Annotated in this window: 19 protein-coding genes; 7 read left to right on the forward strand and 12 right to left on the reverse strand. The window is 68.6% G+C overall.

Going from position 1 to position 20689, the window contains the following annotated elements; all coding sequences use genetic code 11:
- Positions 1-48: 48 nt before the first annotated feature.
- The 4 genes from acs to QZX79_RS04995 all read right to left on the reverse strand — a co-directional run bounded on the left by acs (position 49) and on the right by QZX79_RS04995 (position 4894).
- Positions 49-1977, reverse strand: a complete 1929-nt coding sequence (gene acs, locus QZX79_RS04980; RefSeq protein ID WP_294565525.1) for an acetate--CoA ligase — start codon at positions 1975-1977, stop codon at positions 49-51.
- 53 nt (positions 1978-2030) lie between these two features.
- Entirely contained in the window at positions 2031-2849 is an 819-nt protein-coding gene (locus QZX79_RS04985; protein WP_294565485.1) for an ABC transporter permease, read from the reverse strand.
- A complete protein-coding gene (locus tag QZX79_RS04990; protein ID WP_294565487.1) occupies positions 2846-3883 on the reverse strand; it encodes an aliphatic sulfonate ABC transporter substrate-binding protein in 1038 nt (345 codons plus the stop codon). The genes QZX79_RS04985 and QZX79_RS04990 overlap by 4 nt, the downstream gene beginning before the upstream one ends.
- A gap of 198 nt (positions 3884-4081) precedes the next feature.
- Positions 4082-4894, reverse strand: a complete 813-nt coding sequence (locus QZX79_RS04995) for an ABC transporter ATP-binding protein (RefSeq protein ID WP_294565489.1) — start codon at positions 4892-4894, stop codon at positions 4082-4084.
- 310 nt (positions 4895-5204) lie between these two features.
- Between QZX79_RS04995 and QZX79_RS05000 the strand changes: the two genes are divergently transcribed.
- Positions 5205-5621: a CoA-binding protein gene (locus QZX79_RS05000; protein ID WP_294565491.1), complete on the forward strand. Its 417-nt coding sequence runs from the start codon at positions 5205-5207 to the stop codon at positions 5619-5621.
- A gap of 9 nt (positions 5622-5630) precedes the next feature.
- Here the strand turns inward: QZX79_RS05000 and QZX79_RS05005 are convergent, their stop codons facing one another.
- Entirely contained in the window at positions 5631-6458 is an 828-nt protein-coding gene (locus QZX79_RS05005) for a DUF1206 domain-containing protein (protein WP_294565493.1), read from the reverse strand.
- A 167-nt stretch (positions 6459-6625) separates the two neighbouring features.
- On the opposite strand from QZX79_RS05005, the gene QZX79_RS05010 reads away from it, so the two are divergent.
- Complete coding sequence (locus QZX79_RS05010) at positions 6626-7192, forward strand: DUF1990 family protein (RefSeq protein WP_294565495.1); 567 nt, start codon at positions 6626-6628, stop codon at positions 7190-7192.
- Between the two features lie 86 nt (positions 7193-7278).
- On the opposite strand, the gene purL is transcribed toward QZX79_RS05010, so the two are convergent.
- The 5 genes from purL to QZX79_RS05035 all read right to left on the reverse strand — a co-directional run bounded on the left by purL (position 7279) and on the right by QZX79_RS05035 (position 12344).
- Positions 7279-9564 carry a phosphoribosylformylglycinamidine synthase subunit PurL gene (purL, locus tag QZX79_RS05015; RefSeq protein WP_294565497.1) on the reverse strand — a complete coding sequence of 762 codons (2286 nt, stop codon included), beginning with the start codon at positions 9562-9564 and terminating at the stop codon, positions 7279-7281.
- Entirely contained in the window at positions 9565-10335 is a 771-nt protein-coding gene (gene purQ, locus QZX79_RS05020; protein ID WP_294565528.1) for a phosphoribosylformylglycinamidine synthase subunit PurQ, read from the reverse strand.
- A 14-nt stretch (positions 10336-10349) separates the two neighbouring features.
- Positions 10350-10610: a phosphoribosylformylglycinamidine synthase subunit PurS gene (purS, locus tag QZX79_RS05025; protein WP_133404448.1), complete on the reverse strand. Its 261-nt coding sequence runs from the start codon at positions 10608-10610 to the stop codon at positions 10350-10352.
- 193 nt (positions 10611-10803) lie between these two features.
- On the reverse strand, positions 10804-11178 hold the full coding sequence (locus QZX79_RS05030; RefSeq protein WP_294565499.1) for a hypothetical protein: 375 nt from the start codon (positions 11176-11178) through the stop codon (positions 10804-10806).
- 245 nt (positions 11179-11423) lie between these two features.
- Positions 11424-12344 (reverse strand): 3-methyladenine DNA glycosylase, encoded by a 921-nt coding sequence (locus tag QZX79_RS05035; RefSeq protein ID WP_294565502.1) that lies wholly within the window; start codon positions 12342-12344, stop codon positions 11424-11426.
- A 304-nt stretch (positions 12345-12648) separates the two neighbouring features.
- Between QZX79_RS05035 and QZX79_RS05040 the strand changes: the two genes are divergently transcribed.
- The 3 genes from QZX79_RS05040 to QZX79_RS05050 all read left to right on the forward strand — a co-directional run bounded on the left by QZX79_RS05040 (position 12649) and on the right by QZX79_RS05050 (position 16333).
- Positions 12649-15702 carry a S8 family serine peptidase gene (locus QZX79_RS05040; protein ID WP_294565505.1) on the forward strand — a complete coding sequence of 1018 codons (3054 nt, stop codon included), beginning with the start codon at positions 12649-12651 and terminating at the stop codon, positions 15700-15702.
- A gap of 119 nt (positions 15703-15821) precedes the next feature.
- A complete protein-coding gene (locus QZX79_RS05045) occupies positions 15822-16034 on the forward strand; it encodes a hypothetical protein (RefSeq protein WP_120165744.1) in 213 nt (70 codons plus the stop codon).
- A 59-nt stretch (positions 16035-16093) separates the two neighbouring features.
- On the forward strand, positions 16094-16333 hold the full coding sequence (locus tag QZX79_RS05050) for a hypothetical protein (RefSeq protein WP_294565509.1): 240 nt from the start codon (positions 16094-16096) through the stop codon (positions 16331-16333).
- 130 nt (positions 16334-16463) lie between these two features.
- Here the strand turns inward: QZX79_RS05050 and QZX79_RS05055 are convergent, their stop codons facing one another.
- Entirely contained in the window at positions 16464-17750 is a 1287-nt protein-coding gene (locus QZX79_RS05055; RefSeq protein WP_294565511.1) for an aspartate kinase, read from the reverse strand.
- A gap of 216 nt (positions 17751-17966) precedes the next feature.
- On the opposite strand from QZX79_RS05055, the gene QZX79_RS05060 reads away from it, so the two are divergent.
- The gene (locus QZX79_RS05060; RefSeq protein ID WP_294565512.1) at positions 17967-18899 is read left to right on the forward strand and encodes an ABC transporter ATP-binding protein; all 933 of its coding nucleotides are present in this window, start codon (positions 17967-17969) and stop codon (positions 18897-18899) included.
- Positions 18896-20029, forward strand: a complete 1134-nt coding sequence (locus tag QZX79_RS05065; protein WP_294565514.1) for an ABC transporter permease — start codon at positions 18896-18898, stop codon at positions 20027-20029. Before QZX79_RS05060 ends, QZX79_RS05065 begins: the two co-directional genes overlap by 4 nt.
- 58 nt (positions 20030-20087) lie before the next feature.
- Here QZX79_RS05065 and recR read toward each other — a convergent pair whose 3' ends face one another.
- Positions 20088-20684 (reverse strand): recombination mediator RecR, encoded by a 597-nt coding sequence (gene recR / locus QZX79_RS05070; RefSeq protein ID WP_133404456.1) that lies wholly within the window; start codon positions 20682-20684, stop codon positions 20088-20090.
- Positions 20685-20689 lie beyond the last annotated feature (5 nt).

The following is a 20689-nucleotide window of genomic DNA, read 5'->3' on the forward strand; positions in this document are numbered from 1 at the left end:
GTGCCGCCGGGGCGGGAGGGGTCGCCGGGGGAGTGCTCACCGGGGCGCTTAGCGGCGGGCGGCGAGTGCCGCGGCAATGCCGGGCAGGCACTCCTCGTTCTGCAGGGACGTGGTGTCCCCCAGCGAACTGCCCTCGTACAGCTCGGACAGCACGCGGCGCAGGATCTTTCCCGAGCGCGTCTTGGGCACGTCCTTCACCACGACGACGGCGGCGGGCCGGGCGACCGGGCCGATCCGGGCCGCGACGTGCCGGCGCAGCGTTTCCTCGATGCCGGCCGTGCCGGCCGCGCCCGGCGCGGGCACCACGAAGGCGGCGATGGCATGGCCGGTGATCGGGTCGGCCACGGGGCAGACCCCGGCCTCGCTGACCAGCGGGTGGGCGACGAGGGCCGACTCGATCTCGATCGTCGAGAGCCGGTGCCCGGAGACGTTGATGACGTCATCGACCCGGCCCAGGATCCAGGTGTCGCCGTCGTCGTCGTAGCGGGCGCCGTCGCCGGAAAGGAACCAGCCCTGGCGGGCGAATCTGCGCCAGTACGAGTCCAGGTAGCGGCGCGGGTCGCCCCACACCGTGCGGGCCATCGCCGGGCCGGGACGGTCGACCACCAGGAGCCCCGGCACGCCGGGGGGCACGGTGGCGCCCTCCTCGTCGACGATGCGGGTTCCGACTCCGGGAAGGGACCGGGCAGCGCACCCGGGCTTGAAGGCGGAGTCCGACGGGCTCGGGGAGAGGAGCGCGGCACCGGTCTCGGACTGCCACCAGGTGTCGACCACCGGCACCGTGCCCCGGCCGAGCTGGTCCCGGAACCAGTGCCACGCCGCCGGGTTGACCGCCTCACCGACCGTGCCGAGCACGCGGATGCTCGAGAGGTCAGAGGAGTCCGGGACGCCTTCGGGGAACCAGGAGCGAAGCGCGCGCACGAGCGTGGGCGCGGTGTAGTAGCTGGTGACCCGGTAGCGTTCGATGATTTCAAAGTGCCGGCCCGGGTGCGGGGTGTCCGGAGTCCCTTCGAAGAGGACCTGCGTGGCACCGTTGGACAGCGGCCCGTACAGCACGTAGGTGTGGGCCGTCACCCAGGCGAGGTCCGCGGTGCACCAGTGGACCTCGCCGCCCCGCCGCTCGCCCTCCGGCGGGCCGAAGAGGTGCTGGAAGCTCCACGACGCCTGGGTCAGGTAGCCGCCCGAGGTGTGGAGGAGTCCCTTGGGCCGGCCGGTGGTTCCCGAGGTGTACAGAATGAACAGCGGGGTTTCGGCGTCGAACGCCTCGGGGAAATGCTCCGGCGAGGCTGCCGCGAGGGCCTCGTGCCAGTCGACGTCGCGGCCTGCGGTCCAGGCGATGTCCGAGCCGGTGCGCCGGACCACGAGCACGGAGTCGAGGCCCGCGATTCCTTCAACTGCGGCATCGGCGATGTCCTTGACCGGGACGGCGGTTCCGCGGCGGAACTGGCCATCGCTGGTGATGAGCAGTTTCGCCCCGGTGTCCTGCACCCGGAAGCGCAGGGCTTCAGCGGAGAACCCGCCGAAGACGAGGGAGTGGACCGCGCCGATCCGGGCGCAGGCGAGGGCGGCGACGACCGTCTCCACGAGCACCGGAAGGTAGATCACCACCCGGTCCCCTTTGCCGATACCCAGGGCCAGCAGGGCGTTGGCCGCCCGGCTCACCTCCTCGAGCAGTTCGGCATAGGAGACGCTCCGGCGGTCCCCCGGCTCGCCCTCGAAGTGAAGGGCCGTCCGGGCGCCGTGGCCGGCGGCGACATGCCGGTCGACGCAGTTGGCGGCGACATTGAGGCGGCCGCCGGCGAACCACTCGATCCGCGGTACCGAGAGCTCGCCGTCCGGGCCTGGCCGGGCCGGCTCGAAGGTGTGGGCCGTGTGCCAGCCCGCCTCCCAGTCCAGGCGCCGGGCCTGCTCCTCCCAGAACCGGATGCGGTCGGTGTCGGAATCCAGGTCCAGGTCCAGATCCACATTCAGATCCACATTCAGATCCGGGTCCGGGTCCGCCGCCGGGACGGCGTAGGGGTCGATCGCGCTCACGCCCACCGCCGCACCGCCCAGCGCTGGGCGAGGCCCAGAAGCGCGTCGGTGGTTTTGCCGAGGACGGCGAGGAGCACAATGGCCAGGAAGATCCGGTCGACCCTGCCGTTGTTCTGCGAATCGCTCAGCAGCCAGCCCAGGCCCATCGAGGCCGCGATAAGTTCGGCGGCGACGAGGAACAGCCAGGACTGGGCCAGGGCAAGGCGCAGTCCGGAGAACACCGCCGGGATAATGGCGGGCAGTTGGACGGTGGTGAGGAGCCGGAACCCGGTGAGTCCGAAGGCCCGACCGGCCTCGACGAGGTTCCGGTCGACGTGGCGCAGCGCGAGGGACACCGTCGTGAAGACCGGGAAGAACGCTCCGATCAGGATCAGGGTGACCTTCGAGTCCTCGTTGATGCCGATCCAGAGGATCAGCAGGGGAACCCATGCCAGCGACGGGACGGCGCGCACGGCGCCGATCGTGGGGCCGAGGAGGGCGTCCGCCGTGCGGGAGAGCCCAAGCACCGCCCCCGCGGTCAGGCCGAGCGCGGCTCCGGCGGCGAAGCCCAGCAGGACGCGCTGGGTGCTGATGCCGAGGTGGACGCCGAGTTCGCCGCGCTCGAGAAGTTCGGCCCCGGCGGCCGCGACCGCGCCAGGCGGGGGCAGCTGGACGGCGCTGAAGGTCCCCGTGGCCGAGCTCAGCTGCCAGGTGCCAAGCAGCAGCGCTGGGACAATCAGCCCCAGCAGGGCACCCCGCACCCGCCGGGCGCTGCCGGAGCCGCGGTTCCTTGACCGCGGCGGCGCCGCCACCGCCGGCGTGGAGGGCGCTGTCATGAGGAGGCCCCGACGGCGCCGGCGTCGGCCTTCTTCACCAGGGAGTCATCGAACAGGGAGTCCAGGGCCGTATCGACCTGCTCCTGGGAGCTGACATCCCCGGACTCCACGAAGACCGGGCCAATCTTTTCGAGGACCTCCCGCTGCGCGTCACCGGGTACGGGATCCACGTCGAGGTTGGTGCGTTCAAGGATCACAGAGTTTGCGACCGCCGGGTCGATCGCGGCGACCTCCGCGAGGATCGCCGCAGTGTCCTCGGGGTTCTCCGAGGCCCACTCGCGGGCCTTTTCATAGGCGTTCACCACGGTCTGTGCGACGTCGGGCTTTTCCTCGAGGAAGCTCTCGGTGGCGTTGAGGAACCCGTAGCTGTTGAAGTCGATGTTCCGGTAGAACAGTTCGGCGCCGTCCTGTTCGGCCGCCGCCATGATGGGGTCGAGTCCCGACCACGCGTCCACGGCACCGTTGGCGAGGGCCGCCCGGCCATCGGCGTGCTGAAGGTTCTGCACCGTCACCTCGGCGGGATCGACTCCCGCGGACTCGAGGGCCTGGAGCAGGAAGAAGTAGGGGTCGGTGCCCTTGGTGGCCGCGACCGACTTGCCGCGAAGGTCCTCCACCGCGGTGATTCCCGAATCGGCGGAGGCGACGAGCGCCGCCCACTCCGGCTGCGAGTAGATCTCGATGGTCTTGATCGGCGAACCGTTGGAGCGTGCGAGCAGCGCCGCCGACCCTGCGGTGGATCCGACGTCAATGGCCCCGGCCCGCAGGGCCTCGTTGGCCTTGTTTGAGCCCAAAGACTGGACCCAGTTCACCGTGATGTCCTGGTCGGCGAGTTCCTCCTCAAGCCAGCCCTGTTCCTTGATCACGAGGCTCAGGGGGTTGTAGGTGGCGAAGTCGATGTTCAGCGTGCCGCCTGTCGTGGCGGCCTCCGCTGCGTTGCCGCCGGTGGCGGTGTTCTCCCCGGCCATGCACCCGCTCAGGCCCAGGGAAAGGGCTGCGGCAACGGAGGCGGTGCGGAGAAGGGTGAGACGGGTCATGGGGTTCCTTCGTTTGGTGCGGAATTAGGGTGCGGAGTAGTGCGGCGCAGAGCCGCAGGGGTACGGCCTGAGGAGAGCGGGGCAGGGGGAGGGTATGGCGGAGCGGGAGTGCGGGAGGAACCGGAGGGGAGCCTGAGGCGGGCGGGTCGGCCCTGCAGGTCAGCCCCTGTCGATCAGCCCCTGCCGGTCAGCCGGCAGTCAGTGCGCGGCGACGCCGAGCAGGGTGAGCAGGTGCCGGCGCAGCTCCGCCAGTTCGCGGGAGCTGCGGTCGCGGGGCCGCGCCCCGGGGACGGGGATCAGGTCCTTAACCGTTGACCCCGGCCCATCGCCGCTGCTGCCGAGCACGAGGATGCGGTCGGCGAGCTGGAGCGCCTCGTCGACGTCGTGGGTCACCAGCAGCACCGTGGTGGGCTGCGCCGCGTGGATCTCCAGGAGCAGGTCCTGCATCTTGAGGCGGGTCAGCGCGTCGAGGGCGCCGAAGGGTTCATCGAGCAGCAGGACGCCGGGGGTGCGGGCCAGGGCGCGAGCGAGAGAGGCCCGCTGGGCCATTCCCCCGGAGACCTCGCGGGGACGGTGCTTGGCGAAGCGGTCGAGGCCCACAAGTTTCAGCAGTTCGGCGACCTTGGCCTTGCCGGCGCTCGCACTCGAGGACTTGGGCAGGCCAATGGCGACATTGGCCTGCAGCGTATGCCAGGGCAGCAGGCGGGGTTCCTGGAAGGCAACGGCGCAGCGCTCGTCGATGCCGCGGACTTCGGTGCCATCGATCAGCACGCTGCCCGCGTCGGGGGTGTCGAGGCCCGCAGCGGCACGCAGGAGCGTTGATTTCCCGCAGCCGCTGGTGCCGAGGATGGCGAGGACTTCACCGGGCCGGATGTCCACGGTGACGTCCCGCAGCACCACCCGCCGGTCGCTTGAGGTGCCGAAACTGCGCCCCAGGCGGCTGAAGCTCACCTGAAGGGGCGGCCTGCGGCGCGGGTCGGCGGTTGTCGAAGATGCCAGAACAGCAGTCATAGAGGTCTCCATCGATCCTGGCAGTAGCACCCTACGGAACACGCCTTAGCCCGGCGCCTTTCGGCGCCCGGCACCCGCGGCCTGCTCCTCGTTATTGCCCGGTATCAGGGGGATACGGACAACCAGGGTTGCTGCGGCTTCATCGATCCAGGTCTCTCAGCCGCTCGGGATGGTCAAGCACCACTAAACGCCCATCCCCGCGGAAGCGGCAAATTCCCCCCGTAATAAACAGACACGCGCCGGCCCCCTTGACGGCTCCCGCACGCTGGGGGTTCGCATAGGCTTGAGGCCACGGAAGGGAAGGGCAACGGTGAAGCACTCCAATGATCCTGCAGTGATCCGGCGGCTCCTGAGCGAGCCGGGCCGGTGGGCCGTCGTCGGCCTCTCGAACAACCCGCGGCGGGTGGCGCTGGGGGTCTCCCGGTTCCTGATGGACCGGTTGGGCAAGGAGATCGTGCCGGTGAGCCTCAAGGGCGACGACGTGCACGGCCAGAAGGGTTATCGCACCCTGGGCGAGATCCCGGGCCCGATCGACGTCGTCGACTGCTTCGTAAACTCGTCCCGGGTGGGCGACGTGGTGGATCAGGCGATCGCCGCCGGCGCCAAGGCGGTATGGCTGCAGCAGGGCGTCATCGACGAGGCGGCCGCGCAGCGCGCCAAGGACGCCGGGCTCGACGTCGTGATGGACACCTGCCCGGTCACCGAAAGTCCCCGCTTCGGACTCTGACGCGGTCGCTCACATGCGCTGGTAGCGCGAGCGGACCATCAGGAAGAGCCCGTAACAGATCAGCCCGACGGCGACAGCGCCAAGGATCCAGATACCGAACGGCTGCCCGGCGAGGGTCTTTAGGGCTCCGTCGAGTCCCGTTGACTCCTCCGGGTTGTTCCGGACGGTCGCGAGGATGAGCAGGAAACCGAGAACCGCGAGGGCGACGCCCTTGGCGATATAGCCCACCCGGCCCAGGCTGACGACCGCCGAACCGGCCTGCCCCGAGGGAAGCCGGGAGAGATTGTCTTTGAACTTCTTGGTGGCCCCGCTGTAGACGAAGTAGCCGGCGGTAATGAGCAGGCCCAGCCCAATGGCGATCAACAGGGCCGCCCCGGCGGGGGAGGACATCAGGGAAGCTGTGGTCGACTGCGTCGACTGGCCGCTGTCACTCGTCCCGCCGAGGGCATAGCGCCCGAAGCCCGCGCCGATCGCCGCGTAGACAACGGCCTGTCCGCCGAACTTCAGCCGCTCCTTGGTCTGTTCCTTTCCGCTGGCGTGCTTCACGCCGAAGAAAACCTGGCTCAGCAGGAACAGCGCAAGGGCGATGCAGCCCAGGAAGCACGCCCACAGGAGGATCCGGCCTCCGGGCCCGCCGGCAAGCTGCTGCAGCGCCCCGCTCTGGTCCGCCTTGCCCGAACCGCCGGTGGCGATCCGCAGGGCGATGATGCCGATCAGCAGGTGAAGCAGCCCCGCCGCGATGTAACCGGCGCGCGCGGCCAGCTGGAAGCCCTTCGAGTCTGCAACGTCCTCGGCGGCGTCGGCCGCCTTCGTTGCCTGGCGTTTTGCCTCGCCCATGATTTCCTCCTGCAGGTGTGTGGCACCATCCTCCCACCTTTGCCGGCCTCCGGCGGTGCCGGTGAGGGAGGACTTGGAAGCGGCTACGCTCGAAGCGGCGGCTCCCTCCGGTGGGGCCGGATGGTGGCGCGAAACGGTGGCAGGAAATGGCGGCGGGAGACGGGCGGATGAACGGGTTGAGCTACGCGGAGCAGGGCGGCACGGACCGCCCCTTCCCGGAGCCGATGAAGGGCGGCTGGCCGGAGGGCTATCGGGTGGCGGTGAGGGAGTACCCGCTGGAGGCGGGGGACCCTTCCGCGGCCTTCGAGGCCCTGGCCGAGGGAATTCTTACCTGGCAGCTGCACCGCGGCGCGGGCCTGCGGGTCGACACCGTCGCCCCGCGCGCCGTTCCCGGAGCCGAGGTCAGCACCGCGCTCGGGGTCGGTCCCTTCCGGCTGCCTGCCCCGAGCACAGTGCTGTGGTCCCGGGAGGTGCTGCGGGACGGCTCGGGCCGGCCGGTGGCGGGCCAGCGGGCGGGGTTCGGCTACGGCACGCGGAAGGGCCACCCGGTGCGCGGCGAGGAGGGGTTCTATGCCGAACTCACCCCGGAGGGGAAGCTGGTCTTCCGGGTGAGCGCCTACAGCGTCCCGGCTTCACCGTTCTACCGGCTCGGGGCTCCGGCGCTGCGGCTCGTGCAGCGGTACGTCACCGCCCGGTACGTCCGGGCGGCCCGGAGGCTTGCACTCGGGGGTTAATCAGGGCGGGCCGGGACCGAGGCGTTTCCGCCCCGGTCCCGGCCCTCGTCCTGTTTAGGAAGCCCTGTCCTATAAAGCGCCTGTCCTTAGGCGAAGTGCTTCGGCAGGGTTCCCTCGTGGGCTTCCTTCAGCTCGGCCAGCGGCAGGGTGAAGTGCCCCTGCACGTCGAGAGCTGAGTTTTCGGTGTCCACGACGCCGATCCGGAGCGTCGGATAGTTCCGGGCGGTGCACATGTCGTTGAAGCGCACCTCTTCGGAACGGGGGACGCTGACAATCGCACGGCCCTGGCTTTCGCTGAACAGCGCGGTGAACGCGTTGATGCCGTCGCGCTCGCACAGTTCGTCGATGCCGATGCGCGCCCCCACGCCGAACCGCAGTGCCGCCTCGGACAGGGCGGCGGCGAGGCCGCCTTCGGAGAGGTCGTGGGCGGCGTCGATCATGCCGTCACGCGAGGAGTTAACCAGCACCGCGGCAAGGGTCTTCTCCGCCGCAAGGTCCACCACGGGCGGCGTGCCGCCGAGGTGGCCGCGCAGGTTGGCCCATTCGGATCCATCGAGTTCGTTCCGCGTGGTGCCGAGCAGGTAGATGGCCTGCCCGTCCTCGCGCCAGCCGGAGGGGGTCCGGCGGGCGACGTCGTCGAACACGCCCAGCACGCCCACCACGGGCGTCGGGTGGATCGCCACGCCCCCGGTCTGGTTGTAGAGCGAGACGTTGCCGCCGGTGACCGGCACGCCGAGCTCCTGGCAGGCATCGGCGAGTCCGCGGACGGTCTCGGCGAACTGCCACATCACCTCAGGGTCCTCAGGGGAACCGAAGTTGAGGCAGTCGGTGACGGCCAGCGGCTTGGCGCCGGAGGTGGCGACGTTGCGGTACGCCTCCGCCAGGGCAAGGCGGGCGCCCTCGTACGGGTTCAGGTAGGAGTAGCGGCCGTTGGCGTCGGTCGAGAGGGCGACGCCGAGGCCGGTCTCCTCGTCGACGCGGATCACGCCGGCGTCGTCGGGCATGGCCAGCGCGGTGTTGCCCTGCACGTAACGGTCGAACTGGTTGGTGACCCAGTCCTTCGAGCACATATTGGGGGAGGACATCAGTTCGAGCACCGCGGCCCGCAGATCCGGTGCGGAGCCCTTGAAGGAATCCGCCTGGACGCCGTCGAGCCAGACCGGGCGGTGGTAGGGCCGCTCGTAGACGGGTCCGTCATGGGCGACGGTGCGCGGGTCGACGTCGACGATGGTCTCACCGTCCCACTCGATGACCAGCCGGCCGGTGTCGGTGACCTCGCCGAGCCACGAGTACTCGACGTTCCACTTGTCCATAATGGCTTCGAACGCCGCGGCATTGGCCGGGGTGACGACGGCCATCATCCGCTCCTGGGACTCCGACATCAGGATTTCGCCGGGGGTCAGGGTCGGGTCGCGCAGGAGGACCTTCGTGAGTTCGACGTGCATGCCGCCGTCACCGTTCGAGGCGAGCTCGGAGGTGGCGCAGGAAATACCGGCCGCCCCGAGGTCCTGGATGCCCTCGACGACCGAGGCCTTGAACAGTTCGAGGCAGCACTCGATGAGCACCTTTTCAGCGAAGGGGTCGCCCACCTGCACGGCGGGGCGTTTGGAGGGCTTGGCGTCGTCGAAGGATTCGGAGGCGAGGACCGATGCCCCGCCGATCCCGTCGCCCCCGGTGCGCGCACCGAAGAGGACGACTCGATTGCCGACGCCCGAGGCGTTGGCGAGGCGGATGTCCTCGTGGCGCAGGACGCCGACGGCGAGCGCGTTGACCAGCGGGTTGCCCTGGTAGGAGGAGTCAAAGACGACCTCACCGCCGATGTTGGGCAGGCCCAGGGAGTTGCCGTAGCCGCCGATGCCCGCCACGATGCCGTGGACCAGGCGCGCGGTGTCGGGGTGGTCGATCGCGCCGAAGCGCAGCGGGTCCATGACGGCGACCGGGCGGGCGCCCATGGAGATGATGTCGCGGACGATCCCGCCGACGCCGGTCGCTGCGCCCTGGTAGGGCTCGACGAATGAGGGGTGGTTGTGGGATTCGACCTTGAAGGTCACGGCCCAGCCGTCGCCGATGTCCACGACGCCGGCGTTCTCGCCGATGCCCACGAGCAGGTGTTCCTTCATGGCGTCGGTGACCTTGTCGCCGAACTGGCGCAGGTGGACCTTGGAGGACTTGTAGGAGCAGTGCTCGCTCCACATCACCGAGTACATCGCCAGTTCGGCACCGGTGGGGCGGCGGCCGAGGATCTCGACGACGCGGTCGTACTCGTTCTGCTTCAGCCCGAGTTCGGCCCAGGGCAGCGCCTGGCCGGGCGTTGCCTCGGCGTTGGCGACGGTGTCGATATTGAACTTCTTGGACATTGTCTCTGCAGTCACTTAGCCAACCAGTTTCTTGAGTACCGAGGTGAAGATGCCGAGGCCGTCGGTGCCGCCGCGGAGGTCGACCTCGCCGCGTGCCGAGGAGTCGGGGCCGAAGCCGGGCTCGACGGCGTGTTCGGGGTGCGGCATGAGCCCGACGACGTTGCCTGCCGCGTTTGAGATTCCGGCGATGTCGCGGCGCGAGCCGTTCGGGTTCTCTCCCACATAGCGGAACACGACGCGGCCCTCGCCTTCGAGCTCGTCGAGGGTGTGCTCGTCGGCGACGAACTGCCCGTCCTGGTTCTTCAGCGGCACCACGATCTCCTCGCCGGCCGCGTAGTCGGAGGTCCACAGGGTGTCGGCGTTCTCGACGCGCAGGCGCTGGTCGCGGCACAGGAAGTGGAGGGAGTTGTTCTTGATCATGGAGCCCGGCAGCAGGTGTGCCTCGGTGAGGACCTGGAAGCCGTTGCAGATGCCGAGGACGGGCAGCGCGCCCGGTCCGCCGGTGGCCGCCGCGGTAATCTGTTCCATCAGGGGCGCGAAGCGGGAGATGGCCCCGGCGCGGAGGTAGTCGCCGTAGGAGAAACCGCCGGGGATGATGACGGCGTCGACTCCCCGGAGGTCGTGGTCGCCGTGCCAGAGGGAGATGGCGGTCCCGCCGGCCAGGCGCACGGCCCGCATTGCGTCCCGGTCATCGAGGGTGCCCGGGAAGGTGACGACGCCGACCCGTATTCCGGCGAGGCTTCCCTCGGTCGAGGCCGAGGGGAACGGCTGGAAGTCGCCGATCAGGGGGGTTTCGACGCTCACTCGGCGTCCTCCTGGATGACCTCCACGCGGGTCACATCTTCGATCACCGGGTTCGACAGCAGCGTGCTGGCCGCGCTGCGGGCCTGCTCGAGCAGTTCGGGGGTGACTTCCCCGGCGACTTCGAGTTCGAACCGCTTGCCCTGGCGGACACCGGCGAAACCGGTAAGGCCAAGCCGGGGGAGCGCGCCTGCAATGGCTTTGCCCTGCGGGTCGAGGATTTCGGGTTTGGGCATGACGTCAACAACGATCCGGGGCATCCGGCAACTCCTGTGAGTGAAGCGGCAAGTGCTGGGGGTGCCAGCATTAAATGCAGGGGCCCGGAAGTGCCGTCTCACGCCGGGTGGACCAGGGGTCGACAGGTCCGGCGCTCCGCGAGCTTGCCCCTTCAGTCTACCGGGCCGGGGTGCCCGGCCCGAACCGCGTCCGGGGCGCCGAAGCAGCGGGCGGGCCCTAGAACGCCCCGCCGGTGCCGAGGATCTCCTTGACGGCGTCCCAGCGGGAGATTTCACACCCGTTGGTGCGGGCGAAGCGCGCCCGGACGGGCTTGCCGTCGACGGTGCCCGTGATCGAGGCGGTCTGCGGTCCGCCGTAGATTTCCGTGCACACGATGTTCTTGTCCGGGATGGCCGTGAAGAATTTCACCCCGAGCCGGGACACGACCGTGCAGGCGGCCTCGGCGTTGGGCAGGGACGTGCCGGGGCCGGGCCGGCCCTCGACGCACTCGAGGATGTACTCGACCGGTTCGGCGTCGGCGGACTCCTGGATGGTGACGGCAAGGCGGGTTCCATCCGCCGATGGCGGCGGTACTGGGGTTTTCGGCGTCATTGTCGGTGCCTCCGTGGGAGTCGGGCTCGGGCTTGCGGACGGCTGGGCGGGCGCAGACGGCCCGGGCGGAGTGGGCGCAGCGGAGCCGGGGGCGGGCGACGCCGGTGCAGTGGCCGCCGGTGCAGTGGCCGAGGGTGCAGTGGTCGACGGAGCAGTGGTGGTTTCGTCGCCGGTTCCACCGCCGGTGCAGCCGGTGAGTGCGGCAAGGAGCAGGGCCATGGCTGCCGCGGCCGTCAGATGCGGCCTCACGGGGTGCCTCCGTTCCGGGTGGTGACCCGGCGGGTGACGGCTTCGGCGGCGTCGAGGTGCTCAAGGAGCCGGGAGCGCAGCTGCTGGGATTCGGAGGAGAACCGGCGCTGCTCCCGGACGTAGGCGGCCCTGCCCTCGGGCGTCTCAATGCGGACCGGCGGGTAACCCCAGCCGCTGAGGTCGTACGGCGAGGCCTGCATATCGAGGATCCGGATGCGCCAGGACAGCTCGAAACAGTCGAGGATCAGGGTGCTGGGCAGGAGGGGACTGAGCTTGTAGGCCCACTTATAAAGATCCATATTGGCATGGAGGCAGCCGGGCTGCTCCAGGTGGCGCTGATTCTCCCGGGTGGGGGCCAGCTCGTTGAGCGGGACGGCCTGCGGGGTGTAGAAGCGGAAGGCGTCGAAGTGGGAGCAGCGGATCCGGGCGTCCTCGACGACGGCGTCGGTGCCGTCCGCGCCGAGGCGCAGGCCGAGGTAGTCGTGGCGGACGCCGTTGAGCTCCGACTTGTACGCCATGGCCCACTCGTGCAGTCCGAAACAGCCGAACTGGCCCGGCCGGCGCAGGGTCCCCGCGAGGATGACACGCACGAAAGCCAGGGTCTCGGCCCGCTCCGAGAGGAAGGCATCGAGGTCGACGGTGACGGCGCCGTCGGGAAGGGGCGCGTAGTACTTCCAGTTCCGCCGCTCCCCGGCGAGCGGGCCCCGCAGGGCGGTGCCGGCTCCCGGGTGCCAGCGCAGCAGCTGGCCGGGTTTGTGGTTGTAGTAGGTGAAGAGGAAGTCCTCCACCGGGTGCTTTTCCCCGGCGGACCGGCGCTGAAGGTAGGGCTCGGTGAAGCGCCGGACGCGCGCCGAATACTCCTCCTGCAGGGGGAGCCATTCCTCCTGCTCGAGAACTTGTTGGGGTACCGGCGCCATGGTTCTATTATCAGCCTTAGCAACGGCGTCGGGCGTCCTGTCAAGCCACGCCGGGAAAGTGATTTCTTTTGCTATCCAAGCGAGTGTTGCCTCGGGTAAATTAATACTGCTGTGGCGTTTGTGACTCCTGTCACAGATGGGGATCCGGTGGCGGAAGCCCACAGCATGAGGGGCACCCGGTTACTCCCGCCGAGCCCGCATTGAATGAAAGGCTCTTCTCCTAATGATCCAACGAGGACAAGCCGGACTGCGGAGCCCACGGCTCCGCCGCGTTACGGCGATCGCGCTGGGGGTGCCGCTCCTGATGTCATCTGCGGCAGTGACCCCCGCCGTCTTCGCGGCCCAGGTGCCCGCGCAGACTTCAACGCAGCTCTCAGGCGTTTCCCCATCGAACTTCACAGATGGCCGCTACATCGTGGTCCTCAAGGAACACCCCCTTGCCATGTACGAGGGCGGCGCCGACGGTATCCCGGCAACGAAGCCGGGCAAGGGCGAAAAGCTCACGAAGGAGTCCCCGAACGCCCGCGCCTACGAGGCCCGGCTGAAGAAGAGCCAGACGGATGTTGCGGCCGCGGTCAATGCGGAGGTCGGCAAGTCCTTCACCACGGCCCTCAACGGGTTCACCTCGAACCTCACCGCCGAGCAGGCGGCACTGCTTTCCAAGAACCCGAACGTCTACGTGGTCGCCCCGGACACCCAGAACAGCCCCGACTACTCAAGCGCCGACTTCCTCGGCCTGACCGGCGAGGACGGACTCTGGGCCACCCAGCTCGGTGGAGCCGCCAACGCGGGCAAGGGAACGGTCGTCGGCGTCATCGACACCGGGTACCGCCCGGAGAACGCCTTCCTGACCGGCCCTGAGGTCAAGCCGCTCCAGGGGGATCCCGTGGTGGGCGAGCCCTACCTCACCCCCGACGGCAAGATCGCCATGCTGAAGGCCGACGGCAGCACCTTCCTGGGCGAGTGCCAGACCGGGCAGGACTTCGACGGCAGCGCCTGCAACTCCAAGGTCCTCAGCGCCCGCTACTTCGCGGACGATTTCCTCGGCTCCGTGCCCGAGAAGGACCGTTCGCCCGATGAGCTGATTTCCCCCATCGACATCGATTCCCACGGCACCCATACCGCCTCGACTGCGGCGGGCAACGCCGACGTCGAGGCCACTGTCGACGGCAGGAGCTTCGGCAAGGGCGCCGGTGTGGCCCCCGCCGCCGCGGTGTCCGTGTACAAGATCTGCTGGGAGGACAACGACCCCGGCTCGGGAGGCTGCTACAGCTCCTCCGCGGTGGAGGCGATCGAGCAGTCGATCCTTGATGGGGTGGACGTCCTTAACTACTCCATCTCCGGCAACAACAACTCGACCACCGACCCGGTGGCGCTCGCGTTCCTCTCGGCCGCCTCGGCGGGGATCTTCGTCTCCACCTCGGCAGGCAACTCCGGGCCGACCGTCAGCACCGTGAACCACAGCTCCCCGTGGCTCACCACGGTGGCCGCAAGCACGTTCTCCCATGAGCTGCAGGGCACCGTTGAACTCTCCGACGGCAGCAAGTACCGCGGCACGTCGGTGATGAACCGCGAGGTCCCGCAGACCGCCGTCGTCCTCGCGGCCGATGCCGCAGCTGCCGGAGTTTCAGCGGCCGACGCGGCCCTGTGCAAGAAAGACAGCCTCGATGCCGCCAAGGTGACGGGCAAGATCGTCGTCTGCGACCGCGGCGTGGTCGACCGGGTGCTCAAGAGCGCAACCGTCGAGAAGGCAGGCGGCGTGGGCATGATCCTCGTCAACGTGGTGCCCGGGTCACTCGACCTTGACCTCCACGCAGTGCCGACCGTCCACATCGACGGCGTCGAAGTCAAGGAGAAGCTCAAGGCCAACCCGGCGCTCACCGCGGCTCTCGTCGACGAGGACACCACCGGCCTTCCCACTCCCAAGGACCCGCAGATCGCTGCGTTCTCTTCGCGTGGACCGTCGCTGGCAGTGAACTCGGACTTCCTGAAGCCCGACATCACGGCTCCCGGCGTCAACGTCCTGGCCGGTGTCTCACCGGTCGGGACCGGTGAGAACTTCGGATTCCTCTCCGGTACGTCCATGGCTGCCCCGCAGGTCGCCGGCCTCGGCGCCCTGGTCCTGGCGAAGAACCCCGCCTGGTCCCCGGCCGCCGTGAAGTCGGCGCTGATGACCACCGCCGGTGATGTGCTGACCGAGGAGGGCGCGGCCAACAACGACGTCTTCGCCGTCGGTGCCGGCCATGTGAACCCCGCCGCGATGCTGAGCCCCGGGCTCGTGTATGACGCGGATGCCGCCCACTGGAACGGCTTCCTGCAGAGCCTCGGCGCACCCCTGGGGCTCCGGAAGCCGCAGGTTGTCGGAGCAAAGGACGTCAACGTTCCCTCGATCGCCGTCGGCAAGCTGACCGGGAAGGTCACGGTGACCCGCACGGTCACCGCCACCGCACCGGGAAGCTACACCGCCACGGTGGACCTCCCCGGCATCGCCACCAAGGTGTCGCCCGCCCGGCTCGACTTCGCCGCGGCAGGCGAGTCCAAGAGCTTCAAGGTGACCTTCGAGAACAAGTCGGCGGCGCTTGACGCCTTCGCAATGGGCTCGCTGACCTGGACCGAAGCGAAGGGCGCCACGGTGACCTCACCGATCGCCGTTCGTCCGGTCACCGCCGTGATGCCCGCTGCGGTGTCCTTCACATCGGCGGCAGGAACCGGAACCGGGACCTTCAACGTCACGGCGGGGACGACGGGCACCGTCGACCTCTCCGTCAAGGGGCTGACCAAGGCCGACAGCACCGCCGTCGAACTGGTTCCGGGCCCTGCCAACGGGACCGCCGACGCGAGCAACAGCGTGACCGAGGTCGAGGTTCCCGCAGGTACCTCGCTGGCCCGGTTCGCTGTGAACTCGGCCGACGCGAATGCCGACTTCGACCTGTTCGTCATCACTCCTTCGAATGGGGAAATCGCCGCAGCGACGGCGTCGGCAAGCGAGTCCGTGCTGCTGAACAACCCGGCCCCGGGAACCTACACGATCGTCGCCAACCTCTACAGCAGCCCCGACAACCGGCCCACCAAGGCCACCGTCGATGCTGTCGTGCTGGGCGGCGACGAGGGGAACCTCAAGGTCTCCCCGGACCCGATCCAGTTCAAGAACGGCAAGGAATCCACGGTGAGCCTGTCCTGGACCGGCCTCGAGCCGGGCAGCTACGTGGGACGGGTGTTCTTCGGAGACGCCGGTTCGACGGCGGTGAGCCTCGAGGTGGGCGCCAATGGTGCCACCACGGTGACGCCGACCGGGTCACCGGTCCTCGTTGAGGACGCCGCGGGCGCTCCGGCCGCGGGAGGTTCGACCCTCCGCTGACCGCGGGTAGTACCGAACCACCGGCGGGTGGGGACGGCGGCTTCGGCCGCCGGCCCCGCCCGCCTTTTTCTGGGCCGTGGGAAAATACCGGAGACAGCAGAGATGCAGGAGGGACGGGCATGCCGAATCGAGAAGGCTTCATCGAGCGCTTCATGCGCCTCACCGGCCGGGCGCGGGCCTTCTTCGGCCCGGCGCAGTCAAGCTCCCTCGACCATCCAATGACTGCCGAAAACCAGGAGCTGCTGAAGCAAAGGCAGTCCGAGGCGGATCAGTGGGAGACGATCACCCGGGCCGACGGCTCGACCTACATCGTTCCCCGCCGGCCGTCCTGACCGGCGCTTTCCGCACCCACCCGGCGTAAAATGAGATGTACCTCAGAAGAAGGTGCATCATGGAAAATCTTCCGGAACCAGAGAAGCGACGCCGGGTCCGGCGCCCCCCTTACAGCCGCCTCGACTCGTTCGTCCGGCTGTTCCTCGGCCCCGCCGACCGCACCGGATCGGAAACCCCGGTGGTCCATCGACACGACGCAGCCGAGGACCAAAGCGAAAAGCAGCTGGCCGGCATCGAGATGATGGAGGACTCGGAAGGCCACCACTACGCGGTGCGGAGGCCGACCGAGGAAACGTGACCGACGAGGCGTGACCGACGAGGCGTGACCGACGAGACGTGACCGACGAGACGTAGGGCCGCGGCAGAAAACCCAGCGCCCCGCTCAGGACAGTGCGGATGCCCCGCTCAGGACAGTCCGGTTCGGGCCGTCAGCGCCCGGTGCCCGCGTACACAGTGGCGGTGGCTTCGCCGTCGAGCTCGAAGGCCGCGTGGACGGCTCGGACGGCGGTATCGAGCAGTTCGGCGCTCGTGACCACCGAGATGCGAATCTCCGACGTGGAAATCATGTCAATGTTCACGCCGGCGTCCGAGAGCGCCTTGAAGAACTTGTAGGACACCCCGGGGTTGGACCGCATGCCGGCGCCGATCAGCGACAGCTTCCCGATCTGCTCGTTGTATTCGACGGACTCGTAGCCGACCCCCGCCTGCGCCTCACCCAGGGCGGCGAGGGCCTGCGCACCATCGACGATGGGCAGCGTGAAGGAGATGTCGGTGCGGCCCGACCCGTGCGTCGAGACGTTCTGCACGATCATGTCGATGTTCGTGTGGGCGCCCGCAATGATCCCAAAGATTTCCGCGGCCTTGCCGGGGATGTCGGGAACGCCGACGACGGTGACCTTGGCCTCCGAGCGGTCGTGTGCGACGCCTGAAATGATTGGCTGTTCCAAGGGTTCTCCCTCTTGAATCTTGATCTGGTCGTCGGGGCTGGGCAGGACCCAGGTCCCCTCATGGTCGCTGAAGGAGGACCGCACGTGCAGGGGAACCCCGAACCGGCGGGCGTACTCGACGCTGCGCAGGTGAAGGATCTTCGCCCCGGAGGCCGCCATTTCGAGCATTTCCTCGCTGGAGATCGTGTCGATCTTTTGGGCGGACGGCACCACGCGCGGATCGGCGGTGTAGATGCCGTCGACGTCGGTGTAGATCTCGCAGACGTCCGCGTTCAGGGCCGCAGCCAGGGCGACGGCGGTCGTGTCGGAGCCACCGCGGCCGAGCGTCGTGATGTCGTTGCTCTCCCGGCTCATGCCCTGGAAGCCGGCCACGATGGCGATGTCGCCCTTTTCGATGGCCGTGCGGATCCGGTGGGGTGAGACGTCGATGATGCGCGCCTTGCCGTGGATGGCGTCGGTGATCATGCCGGCCTGGCTGCCCGTGAAGGACTGGGCGGACGCGCCGAGGCCATGGATTGCCATGGCCAGCAGTGCCATGGAGATTCGCTCTCCGGCGCTCAGGAGCATGTCCATTTCGCGCGGATCAGCGGTTTCCGAGACCTGGGAGGCAAGGTCGAGAAGCTCGTCGGTGCTGTCGCCCATGGCCGAGACCACCGCGACGACCTGGTTGCCGGCCGCCTGGGACTGCACGAGACGCCGGGCCACGCGCTTGATTCCTTCGGCGTCCGCCACCGATGACCCACCGAACTTCTGGACTAGAAGGCTCATGCACTCGCTCACTGACATCGTCGGAATCTGCTGCAGTGCGGCGCTTCGGTGCACGGCACATCGGCCGGGCCGGCCCTCGCCCGCGGAGTGCCACACGCTGCCAGTCTAGCGGCGGGCCGAAGCGGCTCCCCAATTGCATGACCGAATATGGACGGCCCGTCAAAATAACTCGGCGAACCTCCACCGATTCAGCGCCGGGTGGCATAGGGTCACGGGATGACCAACGAATTTGGGGGAATCGTTGTGCACGCCGCCGCACGGAGCTTTGGCTCGGTGCAGGCCGTCCGGCACATCGATTTCGAGGCCCCACCCGGTGAAGTAACCGCCCTGATCGGACCCAACGGCTCCGGCAAGACAACCCTCCTGCTGATCCTCGCATCACTCCTTGCCGTCGACTCCGGCTCGGTGCGCGTGGGCGGGATCGACCCGGTGGCCGACCCGCAGGGGGTGCGCAGGCTTGTCGGCTGGATGCCCGATTCCCTCGGCAGGTGGGACTCCCTCTCGGCGCTCGAGGTGCTCACCACCACCGGTGCGCTCTACGGGATGTCTCCGGAGGAACGGACCGCCCGCGCCCACGAACTGCTTGAAACGGTGAGCCTCACCGAGTACACCCGCCAGCCGGCACGGGTGCTCTCCCGAGGCCAGCAGCAGCGGCTCAGCCTGGCCCGCGCCCTGATCCATGACCCGCAGGTCCTCCTGCTCGACGAACCGGCGTCGGGCCTCGACCCCGGATCCCGGGTGGACCTGCGGACCCTGCTGCGGACCCTGGCCGCCGCGGGCAAGACGGTTGTTGTCTCAAGCCACGTGCTATCGGAACTCGACGAGATCGCCGACCGCGCCGTCTTCGTCAGCAGGGGCGAATCGGTCCGCAGCCAGACCCTTGACGAGGCCGGACACCAGGTGCGGCGCTACAACATCCAGGCTGAGCCGATGGATGCCCTCGCCGCGGAGCTCTCCGGCCATGGGATGCGGTTCGAGGAGCGCGGGGACTCCCGGCGGGTCGAGTACCAGGTGATGCTCGACAGCACCCAGCAGGCGGCGTGGCTCCTGCGCACCCTCGTGCTTGCCGACGTCGCCGTCACCGCCTTCGCGCCTGCCGGTGGCGCGCTCGAAGAAACCTACATGAGCCTGGATACGGACAGACGATGAGCGTGAAGATGCAGCAGCCGCCGCAGACGGCGGACGAACGAACCCTGTCCACCCGGTCCGCCGTCGGGACGGTGTTTGGCCTTGAGATGCGCCAGCGCCTCCGAGGCCGGGCCTGGTACATCATGCTCGCCGTGTGGTTTGTGGTGATCGGGGCGGTCTTCCTCCTCGCCCTGGCCACGATGGGCTCGTATATGGACATCGGCGCGATGCTCTTCGACCTGGTGGTCGGGTTCGTGCTGTTCTTCGGACTGCTCGTGGCGCCCGGACTCTCCGCCAATGCGGTCAACGGTGACCGGGCGGCCGGGACGCTGGCGGTCCTGCAGGTCACCCTGCTGACCCCGGGCCAGTTGCTCGCCGGGAAGTGGCTGGCCTCCTGGGTCGGTTCCCTGGCGTTCCTCGTGCTCAGCGCGCCGTTCATCTTCTGGGCGCTGGCCCTGGGCGGGGTGCCCGCCTCCGAGGCGTTCATTTCGCTGGGCATGCTCGCCCTTGAGCTGGGTCTCGTCTGTGCCATCGGCGTCGGGGTTTCCGCTATCGCGAACCGGCCGCTCTTCTCCATTGTGGCCACCTACATGCTGGTGGCGCTGCTGTCCCTGGGGACGCTCATCACCTTTGGGCTGAGCACCGCGCTGGTGATGGAGGAGGCCGAGGTAACCTCCTCCTACTACAGCTACCCCATGCAGAATGAAGAGTTCAACGACCAGAGTCCGGAGCCGCAGCCCGGGGACCCGGAATGCATCACCGAAACCTTCGTGCAGCCGGTGGCCCACACCGAACGGATTACGTGGATGCTTGCCGCCAACCCCTTCGTGGTGGTGGCCGACGCGGTTCCCTACTCGCGCAGCACCCCGGATGCCGGTCAGTCCGGTGACTTCGGCTACGTCGAAAACTACCGTCCTCCCGGTGTGATGGAGGGAATCAGCCAGCAGGTCCGGGATTTCCAGGCGGGCCCCGACTACAACGTCACCTGTGCGGAGTCGCAGGGACTGGCCCGCGACGTCGACGACAAGTTCCCGATCTGGCCGCTGGGGCTCCTGCTGCAGTCGCTGCTGGCCGGGGGCCTGCTGGGGCTGGGGTACCGTCGTCTGCGGACGCCGGTACGGAGACTGGCGCAGGGCACCCGGATCGCCTGACGATTCTGGCGGTCCCTCCCGCAGGGACCGCCGGAACCCGGACGCTCCCTGGTTCTGGCTAGGACATGGAGCGGCGGCCCTCGAAGGCGCGCCCGAGGGTCACTTCGTCCGCGTATTCGAGGTCTCCGCCGACCGGCAGGCCGGAGGCGAGCCGGGTCACCGGGATGCCGATGGTCTTGAGCATCCGCACCAGGTAGGTCGCCGTCGCCTCCCCCTCAAGGTTGGGGTCAGTGGCGATGATGATTTCCTTGATCTGCTCGTCCGTCAGTCGGTTGAGGAGCTCCCGGATGCGCAGCTGATCGGGTCCGACTCCCGCGATGGGATTGATGGCGCCGCCGAGCACATGGTAGCGGCCGCGGAAGGAGCGGGTCCGCTCCACCGCGATGACGTCCTTGGACTCTTCAACGACGCAGATCATCGACGGGTCGCGGCGGGTATCCCTGCAGATTCCGCAGGTTTCCTGCTCGGCGACGTTTCCGCAGATTGCGCAGAACTTCACGCGCTCCTTGACGGTGGTGATGGCGTTGACGAGCCGCTTCATGTCGTCTCCGTCGGCCTCAAGGATGTGGAAGGCGAGCCGCTGGGCGGACTTCGGTCCTACACCGGGGAGGCGACCGAGCTCATCGATAAGCTCTTGAACCGCGCCTTCGTACACGTGAC

This window comes from uncultured Arthrobacter sp. (assembly GCF_902805515.1).
Classification (GTDB): Bacteria; Actinomycetota; Actinomycetes; order Actinomycetales; family Micrococcaceae; genus Arthrobacter_D.